This window comes from Chitinophaga sp., from assembly GCF_039596455.1.
Classification (GTDB): Bacteria; Bacteroidota; Bacteroidia; order Chitinophagales; family Chitinophagaceae; genus Chitinophaga.
In genome coordinates this window covers 249,582-270,177 of the sequence record NZ_JBCNJR010000009.1, presented here as the reverse complement: position 1 = coordinate 270,177, position 20,596 = coordinate 249,582, and the positions used below count along the sequence as shown (strand labels likewise).

General features: G+C 54.3%; 16 protein-coding genes. 10 read left to right on the top strand and 6 right to left on the bottom strand.

Features of this window, described 5'->3' with window-relative positions; all coding sequences use genetic code 11:
• Positions 1–30 precede the first annotated feature (30 nt).
• Positions 31–1,332 carry an O-acetylhomoserine aminocarboxypropyltransferase/cysteine synthase gene (locus tag ABDW36_RS23165; RefSeq protein WP_343704314.1) on the bottom strand — a complete coding sequence of 434 codons (1,302 nt, stop codon included), beginning with the start codon at positions 1,330–1,332 and terminating at the stop codon, positions 31–33.
• Positions 1,333–1,492: 160 nt separating this feature from the next.
• On the opposite strand from ABDW36_RS23165, the gene ABDW36_RS23160 reads away from it, so the two are divergent.
• The 4 genes from ABDW36_RS23160 (at position 1,493) to ABDW36_RS23145 (ending at position 5,478) form a co-directional block, all read left to right on the top strand.
• Positions 1,493–2,005 carry a hypothetical protein gene (locus ABDW36_RS23160; RefSeq protein WP_343704313.1) on the top strand — a complete coding sequence of 171 codons (513 nt, stop codon included), beginning with the start codon at positions 1,493–1,495 and terminating at the stop codon, positions 2,003–2,005.
• Positions 2,006–2,158: 153 nt separating this feature from the next.
• Positions 2,159–2,755: a hypothetical protein gene (locus ABDW36_RS23155; protein WP_343704312.1), complete on the top strand. Its 597-nt coding sequence runs from the start codon at positions 2,159–2,161 to the stop codon at positions 2,753–2,755.
• A gap of 3 nt (positions 2,756–2,758) precedes the next feature.
• Positions 2,759–4,318 carry an SPFH domain-containing protein gene (locus ABDW36_RS23150; protein WP_343704311.1) on the top strand — a complete coding sequence of 520 codons (1,560 nt, stop codon included), beginning with the start codon at positions 2,759–2,761 and terminating at the stop codon, positions 4,316–4,318.
• An 89-nt stretch (positions 4,319–4,407) separates the two neighbouring features.
• Positions 4,408–5,478, top strand: a complete 1,071-nt coding sequence (locus ABDW36_RS23145; protein ID WP_343704310.1) for a sialidase family protein — start codon at positions 4,408–4,410, stop codon at positions 5,476–5,478.
• A gap of 4 nt (positions 5,479–5,482) precedes the next feature.
• Here ABDW36_RS23145 and ABDW36_RS23140 read toward each other — a convergent pair whose 3' ends face one another.
• Positions 5,483–6,247, bottom strand: a complete 765-nt coding sequence (locus tag ABDW36_RS23140; protein ID WP_119080463.1) for a DeoR/GlpR family DNA-binding transcription regulator — start codon at positions 6,245–6,247, stop codon at positions 5,483–5,485.
• Positions 6,248–6,702: 455 nt separating this feature from the next.
• On the opposite strand from ABDW36_RS23140, the gene ABDW36_RS23135 reads away from it, so the two are divergent.
• Positions 6,703–6,897, top strand: coding sequence for a hypothetical protein (locus ABDW36_RS23135; RefSeq protein ID WP_343704309.1), 195 nt, complete (start codon positions 6,703–6,705; stop codon positions 6,895–6,897).
• Positions 6,898–6,903: 6 nt separating this feature from the next.
• On the opposite strand, the gene ABDW36_RS23130 is transcribed toward ABDW36_RS23135, so the two are convergent.
• Together ABDW36_RS23130 and ABDW36_RS23125 are read right to left on the bottom strand one after the other, a co-directional pair.
• Entirely contained in the window at positions 6,904–7,728 is an 825-nt protein-coding gene (locus ABDW36_RS23130; protein WP_343704308.1) for an N-acetylmuramoyl-L-alanine amidase, read from the bottom strand.
• A 159-nt stretch (positions 7,729–7,887) separates the two neighbouring features.
• Entirely contained in the window at positions 7,888–8,016 is a 129-nt protein-coding gene (locus ABDW36_RS23125; protein ID WP_343704307.1) for a hypothetical protein, read from the bottom strand.
• Positions 8,017–8,257: 241 nt separating this feature from the next.
• Between ABDW36_RS23125 and ABDW36_RS23120 the strand changes: the two genes are divergently transcribed.
• Genes ABDW36_RS23120 through ABDW36_RS23100 form a run of 5 tightly spaced genes read left to right on the top strand, consistent with a single transcriptional unit; the run spans position 8,258 to position 16,749 of the window.
• Positions 8,258–12,106, top strand: coding sequence for a gliding motility-associated C-terminal domain-containing protein (locus ABDW36_RS23120; RefSeq protein ID WP_343704306.1), 3,849 nt, complete (start codon positions 8,258–8,260; stop codon positions 12,104–12,106).
• 27 nt (positions 12,107–12,133) lie between these two features.
• The gene (locus ABDW36_RS23115; protein WP_343704305.1) at positions 12,134–13,120 is read left to right on the top strand and encodes a type IX secretion system membrane protein PorP/SprF; all 987 of its coding nucleotides are present in this window, start codon (positions 12,134–12,136) and stop codon (positions 13,118–13,120) included.
• 22 nt (positions 13,121–13,142) lie between these two features.
• Complete coding sequence (locus tag ABDW36_RS23110; RefSeq protein WP_343704304.1) at positions 13,143–14,903, top strand: OmpA family protein; 1,761 nt, start codon at positions 13,143–13,145, stop codon at positions 14,901–14,903.
• A 50-nt stretch (positions 14,904–14,953) separates the two neighbouring features.
• The gene (locus ABDW36_RS23105) at positions 14,954–16,036 is read left to right on the top strand and encodes a metallophosphoesterase (protein WP_343704303.1); all 1,083 of its coding nucleotides are present in this window, start codon (positions 14,954–14,956) and stop codon (positions 16,034–16,036) included.
• 11 nt (positions 16,037–16,047) lie between these two features.
• Positions 16,048–16,749, top strand: a complete 702-nt coding sequence (locus ABDW36_RS23100) for a hypothetical protein (protein ID WP_343704302.1) — start codon at positions 16,048–16,050, stop codon at positions 16,747–16,749.
• Between the two features lie 14 nt (positions 16,750–16,763).
• Here ABDW36_RS23100 and ABDW36_RS23095 read toward each other — a convergent pair whose 3' ends face one another.
• Positions 16,764–17,858 carry a Gfo/Idh/MocA family oxidoreductase gene (locus ABDW36_RS23095; RefSeq protein WP_343704301.1) on the bottom strand — a complete coding sequence of 365 codons (1,095 nt, stop codon included), beginning with the start codon at positions 17,856–17,858 and terminating at the stop codon, positions 16,764–16,766.
• 39 nt (positions 17,859–17,897) lie between these two features.
• A complete protein-coding gene (locus ABDW36_RS23090) occupies positions 17,898–20,480 on the bottom strand; it encodes a cation-translocating P-type ATPase (RefSeq protein ID WP_343704300.1) in 2,583 nt (860 codons plus the stop codon).
• Positions 20,481–20,596 lie beyond the last annotated feature (116 nt).

Below are 20,596 nucleotides of genomic sequence, written 5' to 3'. Positions count from 1 at the left end.
GCTCCGCCGCGGGCCTTTTCAATTAGAAACTCATATCTGTTCGAAGGCCTGCTCCATGTCTCCCTTGATATCGTCTATATGCTCAATACCCAGGGAAATACGCAGCAGTCCGGGTTCTACACCGGCTTTCTTTTGCTCTTCCTCACTCAGCTGCTGGTGCGTAGTAGTAGCCGGGTGAATGATCAGCGTTTTGGCATCTCCCACGTTGGCCAGGTGATAGATTAACGTTAAAGACTGCACGAACTTGTCTGCCGCCTCTTTCCCGCCTTTGATCTTGAAAGACAATACCCCGCCGAAACCGTTCTTCAGGTACTTCTTGCCCAGCTCGTGGTATTTGTTGCCCGGCAGGCCAGGGTAGTTCACAGATTCCACCTTGGGGTGCTGCTGCAGCCACTGCGCCAGCGCCAGGGAGTTTTCTACCGTGCGCTGTACGCGGAGGGAAAGGGTTTCCAGCCCCTGTATGAAAAGGAAAGCGTTCTGCGGCGCCAGCGCGGGCCCCCAGCTGCGCAGGCCGGTTACCCGGGCGCGGATGATGTAGGCAATGTTGCCGAAGGGACTGTCTGCTCCGAACACCTCCCAGAACTTCATGCCGTGATAGGCATCGTCCGGCTCGGAGAACTGGGAAAACTTGCCGTTGCCCCAATTGTAATTGCCGCCGTCTACAATAACGCCGCCAATGCTGTTGCCGTGCCCGCCTATCCACTTGGTGGCGGCCTGTACTACAATGTTGGCGCCGTGCTCAATGGGGCGGAACAGGTAACCCGCCGCGCCAAAGGTATTGTCTACCACCAGCGGCAGATCATGTTTCCGGGCAATGGCCGCTATCTTTTCAAAATCAGGGATGGCAAAGCCGGGGTTACCGATGGTTTCCACATAAATGGCCTTGGTGCGGCCATCTATTTTCTCTTCAAAGCTGGCGGGATTGTCCAGGTCTGCAAACCGCGCTTCCACGCCAATTCTTTTAAAAGACACCTTGAACTGGTTGTAGGTGCCGCCATAGAGGTAGGAAGAGGTTACAAAGTTGTCTCCCGGCAGCAGGATGTTGTGCAGGGCAATGAACTGCGCCGCCTGGCCTGACGCTACGGCCAGCGCGCCCACGCCGCCTTCCAGGGCCGCCACGCGTTTCTCGAACACGTCCGTAGTGGGGTTCATGATGCGGGTGTAAATATTCCCGAACTGTTTCAGCTGGAAAAGGTCTGCGGCATGCTCGGCATTGTCAAATGTGTAAGAGGTGGTTTGATAGATGGGTACAGCCGCGGACTTGGTGGTGGGGTCAGGTTGGTAACCTGCATGCACCTGCAGTGTTTCAAAACGTAAGGGTGTTTTTGGCATGATGTGATAGTTTAATAATTAGTCTACAAATTAAATAGACTACCGCAGTATTCAAAATAAAAAGTGCAGATCATCAAGGAAAGGCAGCGCTTTATCAAGGTGAGGCCTTGTGCATGGAGGGTTTTGCGTTGTTTTGTATTGCACACCAAATCTTACAATTATGAAAAGCATGATGTCTGCCGCAGCGGTGATGCTCTGCATCACCCTCCTTTCCCTCCGGGCCCATGCCGGTGGGGATTATTTCAAGGTATATCTCAACAACAAGCTCATTATTGACCAGCCTGTATGGGAACCGCTGAACCTGCAGCAGTTGCAGCTGGACAAGGCCAATGAGAATGACCAGCTCACCTTCCACTACAGCCATTGCGGCAAGCTGGGCAGCGGCCGGAAAATTGCCGTACAAGATGCCAAAGGAAAGGTGATCAGGGAATGGAAATTTGCGGATGCCCCTGGCAGCAAACAGTCAGGCATGGTAATAGCCGTGAAGGAGCTGCTGGCGCTGCAGCAGCGTGACCTGCGGTTTTTCTACACCGCCAAAGAATTACCGAAAGGCCAATTGGTAGGAACTTTCCATGTGGGTGGCAAAACCACCACACAGGTAACCGCGCCTGCCGCCCCGCGGCAACGGCTTGCAGCCTTTTTGCCGGCTGAAGGAACACACGCTTTATTGTAACAATGCCGCTTTCGCCATTCTTCCGGGCCGGCCTTCCATGAGGGCCGGTTTTTCATTGACCGGCATTTCTCCCGCATGTTATTCTTTTCCCCACTCCCGCCGTCATTCCAAAACTTTTATTATATTGACAATTCAATATTCACTATACCGCTTATGATCCGTTTGTTAAACATTATGGACTGGTTTGCCCCGCTGCCTGTTTTTGAGAAAGTCTATTGGTGCGTGGCCATCTTCTTTTCCCTTTTATTCCTGGTGCAAAATACGCTGAGCCTGTTCGGTGGTGAGCATGATCAGGCCATGGGTGATGTAGATGATGTAATGGATGCCGATGACGGCATCGGGTTCCAGTTTTTCACCATCCGCAACCTCTTCGGCTTTTTCACCATTTTCGGGTGGACAGGCCTGGCCTGCATCAGCAGCGGCCTCTCTACCCCGCTGGTAGTGCTCATTTCCGTAGCGGCCGGCCTGCTGATGATGCTGCTGATGGCCACATTGTTCTATTACACGGCCAGGCTGGCCTATAGCGGCACCCTGAAAATGGAGAACGCCGTGAACGCCATTGCCACCGTGTACCTCACCATACCCCGCTCCCGCACCGGCATAGGCAAGGTAAACCTGAAAGTGCAAGGCGCCTTCCGCGAGCTGGACGCCATGACAGACGATGGGGAAGACCTCCGCACCGGCGCCATTGTAAGCGTACGGCAGGTCATGAACAATGAAATTCTTCTTGTAACCAAACAAACCTCATAACCTATGGATTTTATACTAATTGCGATCATAGCGGCGGTAGTTTTTGTATTCGTTGTACTCTATTCGCTTTTCAAGCGGTACAAACGCTGCCCCTCAGACCAGATACTGGTGGTGTACGGCAAAGTGGGCCGCGGGCCTGACGGCTCTCACAGCGCCAAATGCATCCACGGCGGCGCGGCCTTCATCTGGCCGGTGATACAGGATTATTCCTTCATTGACCTCACGCCCATTTCCATAGAAGTGAACCTGACCAATGCCCTTAGCCGTCAAAACATCAGGGTAGACGTGCCTTCCCGCTTTACCGTAGCCATTTCTACAGAGCCGGGCATCATGACCAACGCCGCGGAAAGGCTGCTGGGCCTGCAACGCCCCGCCATCCATGACCTGGCCAAAGACATCATTTTCGGCCAGCTCCGCCTGGTAGTGGCCACGATGGACATTGAAGAGATCAATAATAACCGTGACAAGTTCCTGGCCAATGTAGCTTCCAACGTGGAAGCGGAGATCAAGAAGATAGGCATGAAGCTGATCAACGTGAACGTAACCGACATCAAGGACGAATCAGGCTACATTGAAGCATTGGGCAAGGAAGCCGCTGCCAAGGCCATCAACGAGGCCAAGAAGAGCGTGGCGGAGCAGGAAAAGATTGGTGAGACCGGTAAAGCGGAAGCAGACCGCCAGAAAGATATCACCATCCAGGAAACGCTCAAGAACCGTGATGTCAGCATTGCCGAAACACAACGTGACAGGGACGCGCAGATTGCCGAAGCCAACAAGGACAAGGCCATCCTCATTGCCGCCGCCAACCGTGATGAGTCTATCGGTAAAGCTGAAGCCGAAAGAGACACCCGTATCAAGGCATCTGAGGCCAACGCCACTGCCGTAACGGGAGAGAACGAGGCCCGCATCCGCATTGCCCAATCTGAAGCAGAACGCCGCGAGAAAGAGGCGGAAGCAGACAAACGCGCCGTAGCCGCTGAAAAGATCCAGTCTGCAAAAGCCCTGGAAGAAGCCTACCAGGCCGAGCAGAAAGCAGAAGAGGCCCGCGCGGAAAGAGAGCGCGCCTCACAAAATGCCAACATTGTGGTAGCCGCTGAAATACAGAAACAGAAAGCCATTATTGAAGCGCAGGCAGAAGCGGAAAAGATCAGGGAAAGGGCCAAAGGTGAAGCAGACGCCATCTACGCCAAAATGGAAGCCGAAGCAAAAGGTATGTTCGAAATACTCACCAAACAGGCGGAAGGCCTTGACCGCATCGTACAGGCGGCCGGCAACAACTCCAAAGATGCCGTGCTGCTGCTGATAGCAGACAAGCTGCCCGAGCTGGTGAAAATGCAAACAGAAGCTATCAAGAACATCAAGATAGACAAGGTAACGGTTTGGGAAGGCGCTAACGGGCAGAACGGCACCACTTCCACCGCCAACTTCATTTCCGGTCTCTACAAAGCCGTGCCCCCGCTGCAAGACATGTTCAACATGGCCGGCATGGACCTGCCCGGATACCTGGGCAAACAGCAACCGGGAACAGATGTGATACCCGCTGTGCCCACAGATGATAATTGAGTATACAACACGGATAATCCGGCATAAAAAAGGCCCTGCAAATAGCAGGGCTTTTTCATATTTTGAGACCTCAAAAAATTGTTGCCGTTATGAAAAAACTGTCCCTGTTTCTGCTGCTGTGCGCGGGGTTCAACGCCAGCGCCCAAACCTATGTAGCCGGCCTGGAGAAGCGGGTGATGATCATGGACAACCCTCCCTTTCCGGAGTGCCATGCCTCCACCATAGCCGAACTGCCCAAAAAAGGTTTTATAGCCGCCTGGTTTGGCGGTACAAGAGAAGGTAATAAAGATGTAGGCATCTGGACGGCCCTGAACGAAAACGGCAAGTGGGGCGCGCCGGTAGAAGTGGCTAACGGCATCATGAACGATACCCTGCGCTATCCCTGCTGGAACCCTGTGCTGTTCAGAACAAAAGCCGGCAAACTGTTCCTGTTCTATAAGGTTGGGCCCAACCCGCGGGAGTGGTGGGGCATGATGATGGAATCCGCCAATAACGGCAAAAGCTGGAGCAAGCCGCAGCGCCTGCCAGACGGTATGCTGGGCCCCATCAAGAACAAACCGGTGCAGCTGAAGAACGGAGACATCCTCTACCCCACCAGTACGGAAAGCGTAAAGGGGAACGTATGGCACATCCATCTTGAAAAGTCTGACAAGAATGCCCGTAACTGGACGCATATACCCATACAGAACGATACCTTCCAGGTGATACAGCCCAGCATTCTGCAATATCCTAATGATTCCATGCAGCTGTTGAGCAGAAGCAAGCACAACTACGTGGTGCAAACCTGGTCTGCAGACAATGGCGCCACCTGGGGCCCGCTGAGCAACACGGAACTGCCCAACCCCAACTCCGGTACAGACGCTGTTACGTTGAAGAACGGCCTGCAGGTGATTGTTTACAACCCGCTGGGGAAAGGCCGGCAGTGGTGGGAAGGCCGCACAAAGCTGGCCGTGGCCGTGTCTAAAGACGGGCTGAAGTGGCAACCTGTATTTTCACTGGAAAACGAGGACCGCGGAGAATACAGCTACCCCGCCATTATACAGGATTCGGAAGGCCGTGTGCATATCACTTACACGGCAGACAGGAAAAACGTGCGGCACGTAATATTGCGGATAGAAGAGTCTAAAACCAATGAGCCGCTGAAGCCGCAGGGCACCTGACCGGTTATACGATCACTACTTCAATGCCCATATCTTCCAGCAGCTTTACCATGTGCTCGGAAATGCCTTTGTCTGTAATGATCTGGTCTACTTCCTCCAGCCGGCAGATCCTGCCGAAACCGCGCTTGCCGAATTTGGACGAGTCTGCCAGCACGATGGTTTTTTGCGCAGCTGCTATCATTTGCTGGTTGAGGTGCGCCTCCGCTATGCTGGTGGTGGTGAGGCCAAATTCCACATCTATACCGTCTACTCCCAAAAAGAGCTTGCTGCAGGAGAAATCGCTGAGGATCTTTTCCGCATAAGGGCCGGCTACAGAAGATGAGTTGTTGCGGATCACACCACCCAGCTGTATCACTTCAATTTCGTGATAACGGTTCAGTTCAAGCGCCACGTTCAGGGCCGATGTAATGATCATCAGCGGGCCGCGGGGCTGTATATGTTTGGCCAGCGCCAGCACGGTGGTACCGGAGGCTATGATAATAGCGTCTCCCGGCATGATCAGTGAGGCGGCGGTTTTACCAATCAAGTTCTTTTCTTCCCGGCGTATCTTCTCCTTTTCGTTCACCGGTTTGTCATTGGTATAAGGGTTCTGCACAGTGGCGCCGCCATGGGAGCGGTAGAGAAGGGATTTATCTTCCAGCAGCTTCAGGTCCTTTCGGATAGTTACACCGGAAACGTCCAGTTCCTTGCACAGTTCTACTACGTTCACATACCCCTTTTCATACAACCTGCTTAATATAAACTTGTGCCGCTCTGCGATGTTGATCATTGACATATTATAAGAGATTATTCGTTTTAACGTGGTTATGCATATTGAAAATCACCAGCTTATAACACTGTTCGATAACTTTGCATCCTAATTTACGCATGATTTTTAGAAAATCATTGTTATCTGTTGGTAACCTTCCCGCACGCCGGTATCCTTGCATATAATTAACAAGGTGATTTTCAATTCATTACAATAAAACAGCGGTATCATCCAACTTACGGAAAGTTATACACCCTGATTTTAAATTATTTATTTTTATTTATAATTACACTAATTTTACTTCTGAATTGAAAGAAAATTAAACAATACATACTCCTTTCAGGAGATATTCAAGAGCATCCGTTCTATGATTGTATAGAATAGATAACGTGGAAAAAACCGAGCGGGAAGATCTCTTTCCGCTTTTTTTATGCCCTGCGGGCACACATTTTGTACCCTTGCCGGAAACGACTGTTATGGAAAAACGCGTACTAGGGATCATTCTCACCTTGCTGGGCGTTACCGGCCTTATATTGGCGGGCGTTAATTTCATGAATGGCGGTGAGGGCGCCCGCAACATCAAATCTATCATCATCTACGCTATATTGGGCGCCATTTTTTTCTTTGCCGGCATAGGGCTGATCAGGAATACGAAAGACAAACCCTCCTGACCCGCTTTACGGATGTTGCTCCAGGATGCTGATCAGTATCTTCTTTCCCCGCTCGTCCAGCATACCGGCCGGGCTCAGCGTGTCAGACGGTATGAAGTGCCGTTTGAAAGCGTCAATGGCAGCAGCCGTATCTTTCATGTCGTACCCCACTGTACGCAATGCCATTAAAGTATTGAAAGACTCCGGTACCTGTACCGTAGCCGTATCGCCATACCATAGCCCGAAACCTTTGGCGGCCAACTGGTCCCACGGGAAAAGCCGGCTGGGATCTACCTTGCGTTTGGGCGCTATATCTCCGTGGCCAATAAAGTTGGCGGGAGGAATGTTATAGCGGTGCTTCAGCGTATCCAGCAAAATGAGAAGGCTGCGTACCTGCGGGGCGGCGAAAGGCTCACGCCCGTCATTATCCAGCTCTATGCCGATAGACGATGAATTGATATCCGTCATGCTGCCCCAGCGCGCCACGCCTCCGTGCCATGCGCGCAGGTAGTCATTCAGCATATGATGAATGGTACCGTCTTCACAGATCACATAATGCGCGCTCACCTGCGTGCGCTGCAGCGTAAAGGTGCGCAACGTTTGCTCACAGGATTGCTGGGCGGTATGATGAATGATCACAAAATTGGGCTTGCGCAGGTTGAAGTTGGTGGTACCCGCCCACCAGTCCGGAGCCGCCACGGAATCTGCGGGAATCACGTCCGGCTGCAGCTTCAGCACGTTCGACCAGTGCTTTGCCTGCTGCTTGTACACCTTGTTGGTGGCCTTGTAGGGCTGCGGTGCACAAGCCGCCAGCGAAATGGCGGTGGCGAAAAGGAATAAGCGTTTCAGCATAGCCCTAAATCTACAAAAAATCCTTCAAACCCTTTGGCGTAAGGTACGGTCAGAACATGCCGGTGCTGCAGCGTGATCTCGTTGCTTGACAGCCAGAAATCACATACAAGTATGTTTTCCGCAGGGTGCCTTTCTCTTTCATGACTGAGAAGAGGTGCATCATTGCTGCTCACGGTCTTTCAGGTTCTGGCGGTAGTGGCCGGCAAACAGATAAATCTTGTGATTGGCGTTCAGCTGGAATAACATCTTGCCGAATATCTTCCTCAGATTATTTGTTAATGGAAGCATATATTTTTTCAGAATTTATTTATAAATTGCACATAGCTTATTACAAATCGTCAATTCTTTTTCTCTCCCTTTAGCTTAGATGTGCATAACTGTGTTTTGTATAACCCGGTAACCCCCGGCTTATTTTCCTTCTCATAACCTATCCAATCCCCGGAGTGAAACGCATGGCGTTACCCTGTTTATTCCCTGGTGCAAAACGGTAAACCTCCGAACTGGTCAACCAGTCTACAAATGCGTATGTATGGCAATATCCCTGCGCTTATTCGTTATTTCAGCGTTCCTGATCTGTTGTGCCCTTACAACCCGTGCAGAAGGCAGTAAAGAGCTGGCGGCTAACGGCGGCCATCGTGCTTTCTGGAGAAGCAGTCTCACTTCTACAGCGCAATTCCCCTACCCCTACCTGGGCGTTATAAAAGTGTATGCCAATGCAGGAGAACGGATTTACCTCGGCTCCAGCGCCCAGGGCATTACCGGTTTGGGCGGCGCTACAGGCACCATTAACTGGCGTGCGCCCAACGGCGCCACGGGCTCTACCGGTAATGACCCCAGCATAGGGCTGATAGCCAACAGAGCTGAAGAACTGGCGGGCCCGCGCCTCACCACCAACGGGGCAGCCCCTGGTTACAACCCTTACATCATTACTGTCGGCGCCGGGCAGGCCGGTATCTGGGAAATCACTTTCATGCCTACCAATACCACCGTGGCAGGTGGCACCGCTCCTATGATACCGGCAGGCGACAACTGGACGCAGAATCCAAACAGCTGGTATATTGCCGCTTTTGATGTAAGCGTAAGGAACGCCGGCAATACCGCCTTTGTGCCGGGCAGGGCATACCTGAACATGTTTGCCGGTATTACCTCAAGCGTGGCCGCCAACTTCGGTTCTTTCAACGGCATCTTTCACATTCTGACCAAAGATGGCTACCAGTATACCTTCAACGGCAACGGCATGCAGGGCGTTGCGTTCGATTTTTTTGTGAACAACAAAGGCTTCCTGGACGCATCCGGCAATGCCCACTACCAAAGCGTGGTAGGCATTGGCACGTCTCCTGGCACCATTCCTGTGCATAATCCTACTACACCCGATGATGCCACCAACGTAACACATAAACTATTCTTCAATTCCCCTGCTACGGACCTGCCGGTTAGCGCAGCTGCGCCAGGCGGCACGGCGGACTGGCTGTTAACTACGCCTGTTGCGTCTTCATTGAGTAATTTTTCATTTACCGGCGCAGAAGGCACGGCCAATTCAGCAGGCTCCCCGCCGTTGGGCGGCAGCTTTTCTTTTACCGCTACCCACACCGGCTCTTATGTTATCAGTCTTGACGTAGACAAGAACGGCTCTTTCACAGATGTAAGAGACCGGCAGATAACAGGTAGCGCTACTGTTGGCGTCAATACTGTAGCCTGGGACGGGCTGGATGGAGAAGGCGTTGTTGTACCGGGCGGCGCTGTTTTTCCACCCGGCGCCATCCGCGTTGAAATGCTGGGCGGCGAGGTGCACTTCCCGCTGCTGGACGTAGAGAGGAACCCAACCGGCATCATTGTAACCCGTGTGAACGGTGCAGGCGCACCGGATGATGTATTGTATTGGGATGATACAGATATTCCGGATGTGACCCCATCGACTTCAAACTCTAACCCCAAACGTAACCTCAGCGGGCAAAGCAGCGCTGCCAACGGTCATAAATGGAGCGACAACTTCGGAAACGATAACGGCATGGACAGCTGGGCCTACATTCCCAGCGCCCCGCTTACCAACACCACAGCCATAGAGATCAAGACGGCAGACCTGGAAGTAGTGAGCATTACGCCCACACCCGCCTCATTCTGCGTGGGCACGCAGGTTACCTACACCGTAACCGTGCGCAACAACGGGCCCTCAGCCGTTACCAATGCGCCGTTTGTATTTAGTTACCCCGCAGAACTTACCGGGGTGACAGTTACACACTCTACTTCAGATACCATGCTGGTTACGTCTGAAACAAACGTACCCGGTCAGTACAGTGCCATGATTACCACCGGCAACACCGGCCAGATGATATTCACCATCACAGGTACTGCCTCCTCCCTGCCGGCAGGCGGCAACCTGCTCACCAGCGCCAGCATTATGCGCACGGCAGACGTCACGGACCCGGACGCCACCAACCCGGACGCAGCCCCGCCCACAGGCCCGCAGGCGGAATGTGACGCAGCTCCCTCCGGCCCCGGCTGCAATAACATCAAAACAAATTCAGTAACTGTCAGTACAGCCATCACCAACAATACCATCAGTGCCGCACAAACTATCTGCACCGGCGCTACCCCTAACGCTCTCACAGGCAGCGTGCCCGGTGGGGGTAACGGAACTTTCACGTATGTATGGGAGTCCAGCACCACCAGCGCAACAGATGGCTTTGCTCCGGCAGCAGGCGCCAATAACGGGCAGAACTACACGCCGGCGGCGCTCACTGCCACCACCTGGTTCAGGCGTACGGTTACTTCAGGTTGCATATCGTCCAGTGCGGCTATTGAAATTACAGCAGAGCTGGTTGTACCTCCCGTAGCCACCGCCGCGCAACCTACCTGCGCCATACCCACCGGTACCATTACCGTAGCTACTATGGCCGGCCTCACCTATTCCATTAACGGAACAGATTACCAGGCCGACGGCGTCTTCTCCAATGTAACACCCGGTACATACCAGGTAACAGCCCGTAGCAGCGCAGGCTGTACTTCCGCTGCCACCCAGATCATCATCAACCCGCAACCCGCTACACCTACCGCTCCCGCAGTAACCGCCACACAGCCCACCTGCGCAATAGCCACAGGCTCCATCACCGTTACTGCGGTAGCCGGCCTCACCTATTCCATCAACGGAACAGATTATCAAACCGGCAATACCTTCAACAATGTTGCAGCAGGCGCCTACCAGGTAACAGCCCGCAACGCAGATGGCTGTACTTCACCTCCCGCAGAGGTAACTATCAATGCTCAACCGGCACAACCTGCTGCGCCGGGCGTAACCAATGTTACCTACTGCCAGAACGATGCGGCCGCGGCGCTCACCGCTACCGGCACGCAGATCAAATGGTACGCGGCAGCCAGCGGCGGCACGGCCCTGCCCCAGCCCGTAATACCGGTTACCACTACCGCCGGCGCCACCACCTACTGGGCTTCACAAACCAGTGCGGAAGGCTGTGAAAGCCCGCGTGCAGCCCTTACCGTTACCGTATTTGCCAAACCCGCGCTGCAGATCACCAGCAGCACGGAACAAATGCTGGTAACAGATCCGAGGCGGGAGCTCAGCGCCAACGTACCGGGCGGAACCTTCTCGGGCCCGGGCGTAGTAACGGAAAATAATATGTTCTACTTCAACCCCGCAGCTGCCGGCGTAGGCGCCCACTCCGTCTCCTACAGCTACACCAGCGGCGGCAACTGTACCGTTACCGCCACCGTGAGCATTCGTGTGATGCCGGAGGAGGTAGACCTGATAGTGTCTATACAGCCTGAAACCAGGCCGGTGGGCGTGGGCGATCCGTTCACCTACACCATCACGCTGGGCAACAACGGTCCGGGTACGGCCACCAACGTACTGGTAACCGCTCCCCTGCCGCCCACCGTGGAATACATCAGCCTCAACACTGGTACCGGCACGGCAACACAAAATCCCGGCAGCAACACGGTGACCTGGAACGTAGGCACCCTGCCGCCCAACGAGATCAAAACGCTGGTGATCACTGTAAGGCCCACCCAGCTGGGCACACTGGAAAGCACGGCATCCGTCACCTCCAGCCAGACAGACCTTGTGCCGGGCAATAACACGGCCAACGCCAGCAAGGAAATTGTTGGACTGAAAATACCGAATGTGATCACCCCCAATGGAGACGGGTATAACGACCGGTTCGTGATCAAAGGGATAGAGCTGTTCCGGCAGAACAGGCTCACTATCATCAACCGCTGGGGCAATCATGTTTACGAGCAGCAGAATTACGCCAATACCTGGGACGGGAACGGGCTGCTGGAAGGCACCTATTTCTACATCCTTGAACTGACAGACGCACAGGGCAGGAAACACAATTACAAGGGTTACCTGATGCTGGCCAGGTAGGCATTACAAACTTCTAAAGCAACGCACATGAAACCATATTTAATTTCACTGGCAGGCATCTTGCTGGTTGCGCTCTCCCAATCCGCCATGGCGCAGCAAGACGCGCAATTCAGCCAGTACATGTTCAACGGCATCTACATTAACCCCGCTTACGCCGGTTACCGGGAGCAGTTGAACATTTCGGCATTTTACCGCAACCAGTGGAGCGGGCTGGATGGCGCTCCTCAAACCGTTTCCCTTGCGGTAGACGCCACCGCCAACAACGAACGCGTAGGCCTGGCGCTGCAGCTCATGAACGACCGCATTGGCGCACAATCTAACACCATGGCGTATCTCAACTATGCCTACCGCATACCGGTAGGCAACCGGGAAAACGGCAGCACGCTGGCCCTCGGCATTGGCGCGGGCGTTGCGCAATACCGGCTGGATGGCAGCAAGCTGGACCCCAATGACGGCGCAGACCCGCTGCTGCTGAACCAGCGCCGCTCCCTGCTGATGCCTGACGCACGCGCAGGTATTTATTACAGCAACAACCGCTTTTATGCAGGCCTGTCTGTAGACAATATCATTGTACATTACCTTGAACCGAAGAAAGACAACGAGCAGTTTTTCCCCGATAAAAAAATGCACGCCTATCTGACTGCCGGCGGACTGATACCGCTGTCTGAAAACTTCCTGCTGAAGCCGTCCTTCATGTGGAAAGAAGACTTTGCAGGCCCAGGCAGCCTTGACCTGAACGCTTTCCTGCTGATTGCCGAAAAAATATGGGTGGGCGCATCTTACCGTACGGCCTTCAATGTGTTCAAAAAAGATCACCTGGACGCTAACCTGAGAAGGCCCGCCGCTTTTGTTGCATTGGCGGAAATATACGTAGCGCAGAAATTAAGAATAGGATATGGTTATGACATTCCCTTGAACAGGCTGGGCGACTACAATTATGCTTCGCATGAAATTTCGCTTGGCTATTTCTTCACGCCCAGGAAAGCGAGAATGCTTACACCGCGGTACTTCTGATCCACCTAAATGCAGCAAGCACATGAAGTTATTCAACAAGCTCCCTGTTTTCATCATCTGTGCGCTTTGCGTGCAGCCGGCAACAGCACAATACATAGCGCGTGAAGCCGCTGCCAAAGCGGAAGTATATCACTACTCCTCCGCAGCCGCATTATATGAAAAGGCCTTCCGAAAACGCGGTACGCCCGCCAACGCACGCGCCGTGGCAGAAGCTTACCGCCAGCTGCGCAACTATCCGGCCGCTGAAGAATGGTACGGCCGCCTGGTGGCGTTGCCTGAACAAGACATGGCCCAGGCCGCGCAAGACGCATGTTATTATGGCTTGGCCCTGCAGCAGAACGGGAAATATGAAGCCGCCAAAGCACAGTTCAACCGCTGCCGCTCCATGCCCGGTAACAACGTGCCGGCCGCGCTGCTGGATAACTACATTGCCTCCTGCGATTCTGCCGTGGCCTGGCAGCAGGCGCCCAGGGCAGACGTGGTCACCAATGCCGGAGCACTCAACAGCATGTATACAGACTGGGGAGCCTTGCAGCAGAACGGGCAGCTGTACTGGGTATCAGACCGCCCTTCTTCCCGCAGGAAACATTTCCTGAAATTCTCCAACGGCAACCCCGTACGCACAGACCGCTACGGGTGGACGGCCAACAACTACCTCCAGCTCTATACAGGCAGCAACGGAGACAGTGCCTCTACCCGCCTGTATGATCACAACGGCATCAACTCCCTTTATCATACCGGCATGCCCACTTTGAGCAAAGACGGGCTGGAAATGTTTTTCACCCGCACCCGCTACGTCCGCAAGCCGCGCAAGTTTTTAGAAAAAGACAGCGCGTACAGCATACACATAGAAACTTATTCCGTAACGAGAACAAATGACTCCAGCGCCTGGGGCACGCCCGTTCCCTTTCGCTACAATCATCCGCTTGACTATTCCGTTGGCGACCCTTTCCTGACGGCAGACGGAAAACGCCTGTATTTTGTGTCTGACATGCCCGGCACTACCGGCGGCACAGACATCTATTACACGGAGCGCGAGCCGGGCGGCGCCTGGAAAGAAGCGGTGAAACTGGGCCCTGACGTGAACACTCCCGGTCAGGAAAGAAGCCCTTACATAGATGAGAACGGTCATTTCTATTTTTCTTCAGACGGCCTCGCTGGCATGGGCGGGCTGGACATCTACATGCAGGAAAACGCCACCGGCCGGCCTGTAAACCCCGGCCCGCCGCTTAACAGCCCGGCAGACGATTTTTATTTCATGAGCAGCTATTTCACCTCCAACAGGCCCGGCGGCAAGGGCAGTGACGATATCTACCGGTATGCCAAAGCCGCTGCCCCGGCGCCGCGGCCTACGCCTGTACCGGCAGAAAAAACAGACACCGCAGCCACCACGGAAGAAACAAAAATACCTGACCCGCTGCCGGTAGAGCAGCCCATCCGCATCATCATCTACTACGATTTCGATAAATGGAACATCCGGCAAAACGCCGCGCGTGACCTTGACAAGCTCGCTGCTGTGCTAAAAGAAAAACCGGAGATGTACATCCGCCTCAACGCGCATACGGACGCCCGCGGCCCCAAAGCCTACAACCGGCAGCTGTCTCAGAAGAGAGCCCAGTCTGCGCTCAATTACCTCGTAGGCAAAGGCATAGACCGCAGCAGGATGACGGCGCACGGCTACGGCGAAGAAAAACCCGTGAACGGATGTACGGACGGCGTAAAATGTACCGAAGGCCAGCACCAGCAAAACAGGCGCACAGAATTTGAAGTGGTGAACAAATAGTGTATGCGGAAGGCGGGAGGATGAATAGTTTTTTCACTATCTTCCCCTGAATGAAACGCCTTCTGCAATACCTTTTCCGCAAACCCGTGATCTGGCTGGCCAACAAGTTCTCTTCGCGGCCGGAGAGCCGCCTGGTATTCAGTTCCCTCTCCCAGTTGCAGGAAAGCATCCTCAACGGCAAAAAAGAAAAGGGGCCGCTGCTCTCCTGCACACCTGAAAACGCGCGCTTTGTGATATTTTCAGATCAGCACAAGGGCGGAGGAGATGCGGCGGATGATTTTGTGCCCTCCCGGGACAATTACCTCAAAGCATTGGCCTGGTATTACGGAGAAGGCTACACGTTCATCAACCTGGGAGACTGTGAGGAGCTGTGGGAAAGCACGCCCGCCCGCGTAATTGAACAGCACCGTTCCTCCCTGCTGGAAGAAGCCCGTTTCCTGCAGCAAAAACGCTACTACCGCATTTTCGGCAATCATGACCTGGAGTGGAACTACCTCATTCCCCGTAACCAGTTCCTTAAACCCATATTTGGGGACGATCTGAAGGTGTATGAAGGCCTGATTCTGGAAATACCTTACAACAAGGCCCTCTACCGCATCCTGCTCACGCACGGCCACCAGGGAGACCTGCACAGTGACGGCAACGCTTTTTCCAAATGGTTTGTGGCCGCCATCTGGACGCCCATTCAGCGTTTTCTTGACATCCGCATCAACACCGTGTCAGATTCTTTTGACCTGGTTGACCTGCATAACATTGTGCTCTATGAATGGACGCTGCAGCAGCCGCGTACCATTCTCGTTACCGGCCATACCCACAAACCCGTATTCGCTTCCCTTGACCATATAGACCGGCTCACCAAACAGCTGGAACGGGCGGTGCAGGAAGGGAATGAAGAGCTGGCCACCCGGCTGAAGGCAGACCTGGCAAAGCGGCAGGCGGAATATGCGGGCAAACAGATCGTCAAAACAATGGCGCGGCCCGCTTACTTCAACACCGGCTGCTGCTGCTTCAGTGATGGCGACATTACCGGTCTGGAGATTGCGGAAGGCTTTATCAGGCTCATAAAATGGGAAGAAGGAGAAAGAAAAGTCTTGGAAGAATCACCATTATATTATTTATTTGAGCAATTGTAATCCCTACCTTGATGCGTAACCGGAAAGTTTTCTACTACACTTTGTGCATCTGGCTCACCCCGGTGCTGCTGGCGCCGCTCCTTTTCCTCGTTTTTTATCCGCTATACCACAAAACGCAATGGGCTTTTTCGCTCTACATTCTACAGGTGGCCATAGGCCTGCTCTTTTCGTTTCCCGTATGGTTTGTGCTTTACAAGTTCACCGTGTGGGTGCAGAAAAAAGAGCACCGCTCCTGGCTGCAGAAGCTGTACATTGCCCTGGTAGGCCTGCTGCTGGTGCTCCTGTGCGTGGTGAACCTGGTGCAGGAAGAGAACAGCATGCATTACTCCTTCCTGGAATATGCGTTGCCATATACCGCGGTGTTCATTCTGTCCATGTTTTTTTATTCATACCCTGCGCCGCCGGTGGCCATAGCGCCCAAAAACCTGAAAGGCCGCCACATCCGCATCAAGATCAATGACTATGACCCGCCTATTGCAGGCGTGATCGTTTCCGAACTGAATGTGTCTGTGCTCACTATCAGGCTGCACCGCAGCGTGAGCGGCCGCCTGGTAACCAGCAACCTGCTGGAGCTGCACCCGCTGGAAACGGAACAGCTCTTTGCCCCGCTGCTGTTCAACCAGCAGGTTCCGGTAGACGGGTACCTGCTCAAGGGCGAGGAAGCGGAGTTTTTCTGTACCGGTAAGGTGGAGCTGGATTATACGTTGAACTAAAGCCGCCGCTCACCTCACCCGATCTTCAGCTTCTTCCCTCCCGCCGCCATAGACGCATAGATAGCCTCTATCACTTTCATATCCCGCAGCCCTTCTTCACCGGGCACATTGTTGGGCCGGTTCTCCAGGATGGCTTTGGCCACGCCGTCCATATGCGCGGCCTGCTGGTTGATGGGGGTGATCTGCATAGGCCCCTGGCTGGTACGGCCCTGCTGGCCACGGTAGCCGTAAGCGTTGTTGATCTCGAACCAGCCCTTTTCCGCAGCCGCGTACAGGCGGTTTACGCCGGTGATATAAGTAGAAAAAGAATTGGCGATAGCGCCGTTGGGGAAATACAATTGCCAGGCCAGTGACTCTTCTACGTCTTTAAACTTTACGGGGTCTGTTTTCGGGAAGGCCTGCGCCGTTACATATTCCGGCTCCAGGCCAACGGTGTAGCGCGCGCCCTGTATGGCGTAGATGCCCACGTCCATCAGCGGGCCGCCGCCGGAGAGCGCATGTTTCAGCCGCCACTGGTTAGGGTCTCCGGCGCGGAAGCCGTCACTGGCCTCTACCAGCTTCACTTCCCCGAATACCTTTTCGCGGCTCAGGCGCATCATTTCCAGGTGGAAAGGATCATAATGCAGGCGGTAACCGATGGCCAGCTGTTTGCCGGCCTTTTTACACGCGTCTATCATAGCCTGACCTTCTTTCACGCTGACGGCCATAGGCTTTTCGCAGATCACGTGTTTGCCCGCTTTGGCAGCGCGGATGGTAAACTCCGCGTGCATGGAGTTGGGCAGCACCACGTACACTACATCTATGTCTTTGTTATCCGCAATTTTATCGAAGTTATCATAGTTGTACACGTTCTTTTCAGATATCTTGTACTTCTCTGTCCACTGGGGTATTTTAGACGGTGTGCCGGTTACAATGCCACGCAGCTCAATGTGCTGCGTTTGCAGCAGCGCAGGCGCCAGTTGATTGGTGGCGTAACCGCCCAGGCCTATGAGCGCAATGCCCAGTTTCTTTTGTTGCCTGGGCAGGGCAAGGCCGGCAAGCGGCGCGGTGAGCACGGCAGCCCCGGCCATGGCGGAGGCATGCAGGAAGGTGCGGCGAGTGTGTGTCATGTTACGAGGGTTTTTAGGTAGGGATAAGATACACAGTATTTACCGGTTTACAAACAGGGTAGCCAGGCGTATCAGCAGCAGGGAGGCTACGCTGAAGCCGGCAATCACCAGCCAGTCTTCCCGGCTCATGTACTGCAGCCGCAGGGCCTCCGCTACCGGCGGCACCAGCCGGCACAGCAGGGTAATGCCCAGGCTCAGCGCCAGCGAGAACCAGAGGTATTTGTTCCTGATCACGGGGCCGCTGAAGAACTTTTCTTTGGCGGCCGTCATATTGAGGGAATGGAGCAGTTGAGACACGATGAGCGTAAAGAACAGTACGTTGTTGGCCGCGCCTTCATCTGCATTGCCGCCCCTCACCTGCTCTGCCACAAAGGCCGCGCCCAGGGAGCAGCCGCAAATAATGGCCGCGTACATCCATATCACCGCCCAGCGTTTTTTACTGATAATGGGGCGGCACGGGTCTCGCGGCGGTTTCTGCATCACCGTTTCGTCTCCTTCCGTAAAACCCAGTGCCATGGCGGGGAATACGTCTGTAATGAGGTTGATGAACAGTATCTGCAACGCAAACAGCTGGAAAGGAAAATTGAACGTGGCAATGAGGCCTATCACCAGCAGTTCGCTCAGGTTGCAGGAGAGCAGGAAAATGATGAAGCGGCGGATGTTCTCGAATATTGTTCTGCCCTGCCTTACAGCGTGTACAATGGAAGAAAAAGCATCGTCTTTCAGTATCATGTCTGCCACCTCCTGTGATACCTGCGTGCCGCGGATGCCCATGGCAATCCCGATGTCTGCTTTTTTGAGCGCGGGGGCATCGTTTACGCCGTCTCCCGTCATGGCCACTATTTCATGACGGTCTTGCAGCGCCTTTACCAGGTCAAGCTTCTGCGCGGGGCTCACCCGTGCGAACACGGCGGTTTCCAGCCATTGCTGCGGGTCTTCCCCCATGTCTTTTCCGTTCATTACGTCTGCCTTGCCGCTGATGCCCAGCTGCTGCGCAATGTTGGAAGCGGTGGCAGGGTGGTCTCCCGTGAGCATAATGACCCGTATGCCCGCGGTATGGCATTCCTGGATCACCTGCTGCACGTCTTTCCGCGGCGGGTCCAGGAAACCGGTGATGCCTGCCAGTATGAGGTCTTTCATAAAATCTTCCGCAGCGGCAGACGGCTCCGCGTAGGCATACCCCAGTGTTTTAAGGCCGGATGCGGCCAGGTGGTCTGTTCTTTCCAGCCATTCTTTTTTCGCCGCTTCGTCCAGCGGCTGCGGCTGGCCGTTCTTCACCACCTGCCTGCAGAAAGGCAGCAGGTTTTCCATGGCGCCCTTGGCGCAGGCCAGGTACCCTTCCCCGGAACGGTGCAGGGTGCCCATTACCTTGGTATCTGAATTGAAAGGGAACTCTTTCTCTTTGTGGTAATTTGCCGCAAGCTGGGCAACATCCGCCCCGGTGTCACGGGCAAATTCCAGCAGGCTGATCTCCAGCGGGTCTCCAATGCCCTTTTCGTGGTTCAGGGAGGCGTTGTTGCAGAGTACGGCTATGCGCTGCAGCATCTTAAAGTCTTCTGAATCAGGAGGAGATTCCAGTGACACTTCACCGGAGGGCAGCTCTGCCGCTGTAACTGTCATCTGGTTTTCCGTAAGGGTGCCGGTTTTATCTGTACAGATCACCGTGGTGGCGCCCAGCGTTTCCACGGCGGAAAGTTTCTTTACAATCACCTGGTGGCGGGCCATGCGTATCATGCCGCGCGCCAGCGCCAGTGTGGCCACTATAGGCAGCCCCTCCGGGATGGCGGCCACAGCCAGGGCAATGGCTGTTTTAAGCATTTCCAGCACGGGCACCTTGTTCAGCAGCCCTGCGCCAAAGATCAGCAGTACAATAACAACCGTAATGCCTATCAGCCGTTTGCTGAAGCTTTCCAGCTTCTTTTCCAGCGGCGTGGCTGATTTTACAGCGCCGGCCACCATGGCCGCAATATGCCCCAGCTCCGTTTGCATGCCGGTGGCGGTACACAGTACCCTGGCGTTCCCCTTGCGGATGAAGGTGCCCTTGTATACCATGTTGGTACGTTCCGCCAGGGGCACGCCCTCCTCCAGCTCGCCCGGCTCTTTTTCTACGGGTACAGATTCCCCGGTAAGGGCAGACTCGTCCGCCTGCAGGTCTGTAGCCTGCAAGATACGCCCGTCTGCCAGCACCATGTCTCCCGCTTCCATCACCATTACATCTCCCGGCACCAGCTCTTCAGAGGGTATTTCCGCCAGGGAGCCGCCCCTGATCACCTTGGCCATTTGCCTGGCCAGCTTCTGCAGGGCCTCCATAGAGCGCTCCGCCTGGAACTCCATCACAAAGCCCACGGCGGCGTTGAGCAATATCACTACGCCAATGGCAATAGCGTCCAACCACTCTTTGAAGAAAAGAGACATGCCGGCGGCCACCAGCAGCAGGTATACCACCGGACTTTTAAACTGGTGCAGCAGAATCATCCAAGGGGAGCGGCGGCGCTTGCCTGTAATGGCATTTGGGCCATGCTGCTGCAACAGTTCCGCAGCGGCCTCCGGGGAAAGGCCCTGCTCAGGGTTGGCATGCAGCTGGCTGCTCAGCTCCCTGACCGGCGTAAAATATGGCTCCATGCGTTTGTGCTTTGGTCTATAATGCATTACAAACAGAATACCGGTTTTGTTGGTCTTTAATTTGCGGAGAACATCAACAGGTAGTTGTTTTTTTTGCTATTTTAAGGCCGCACCTA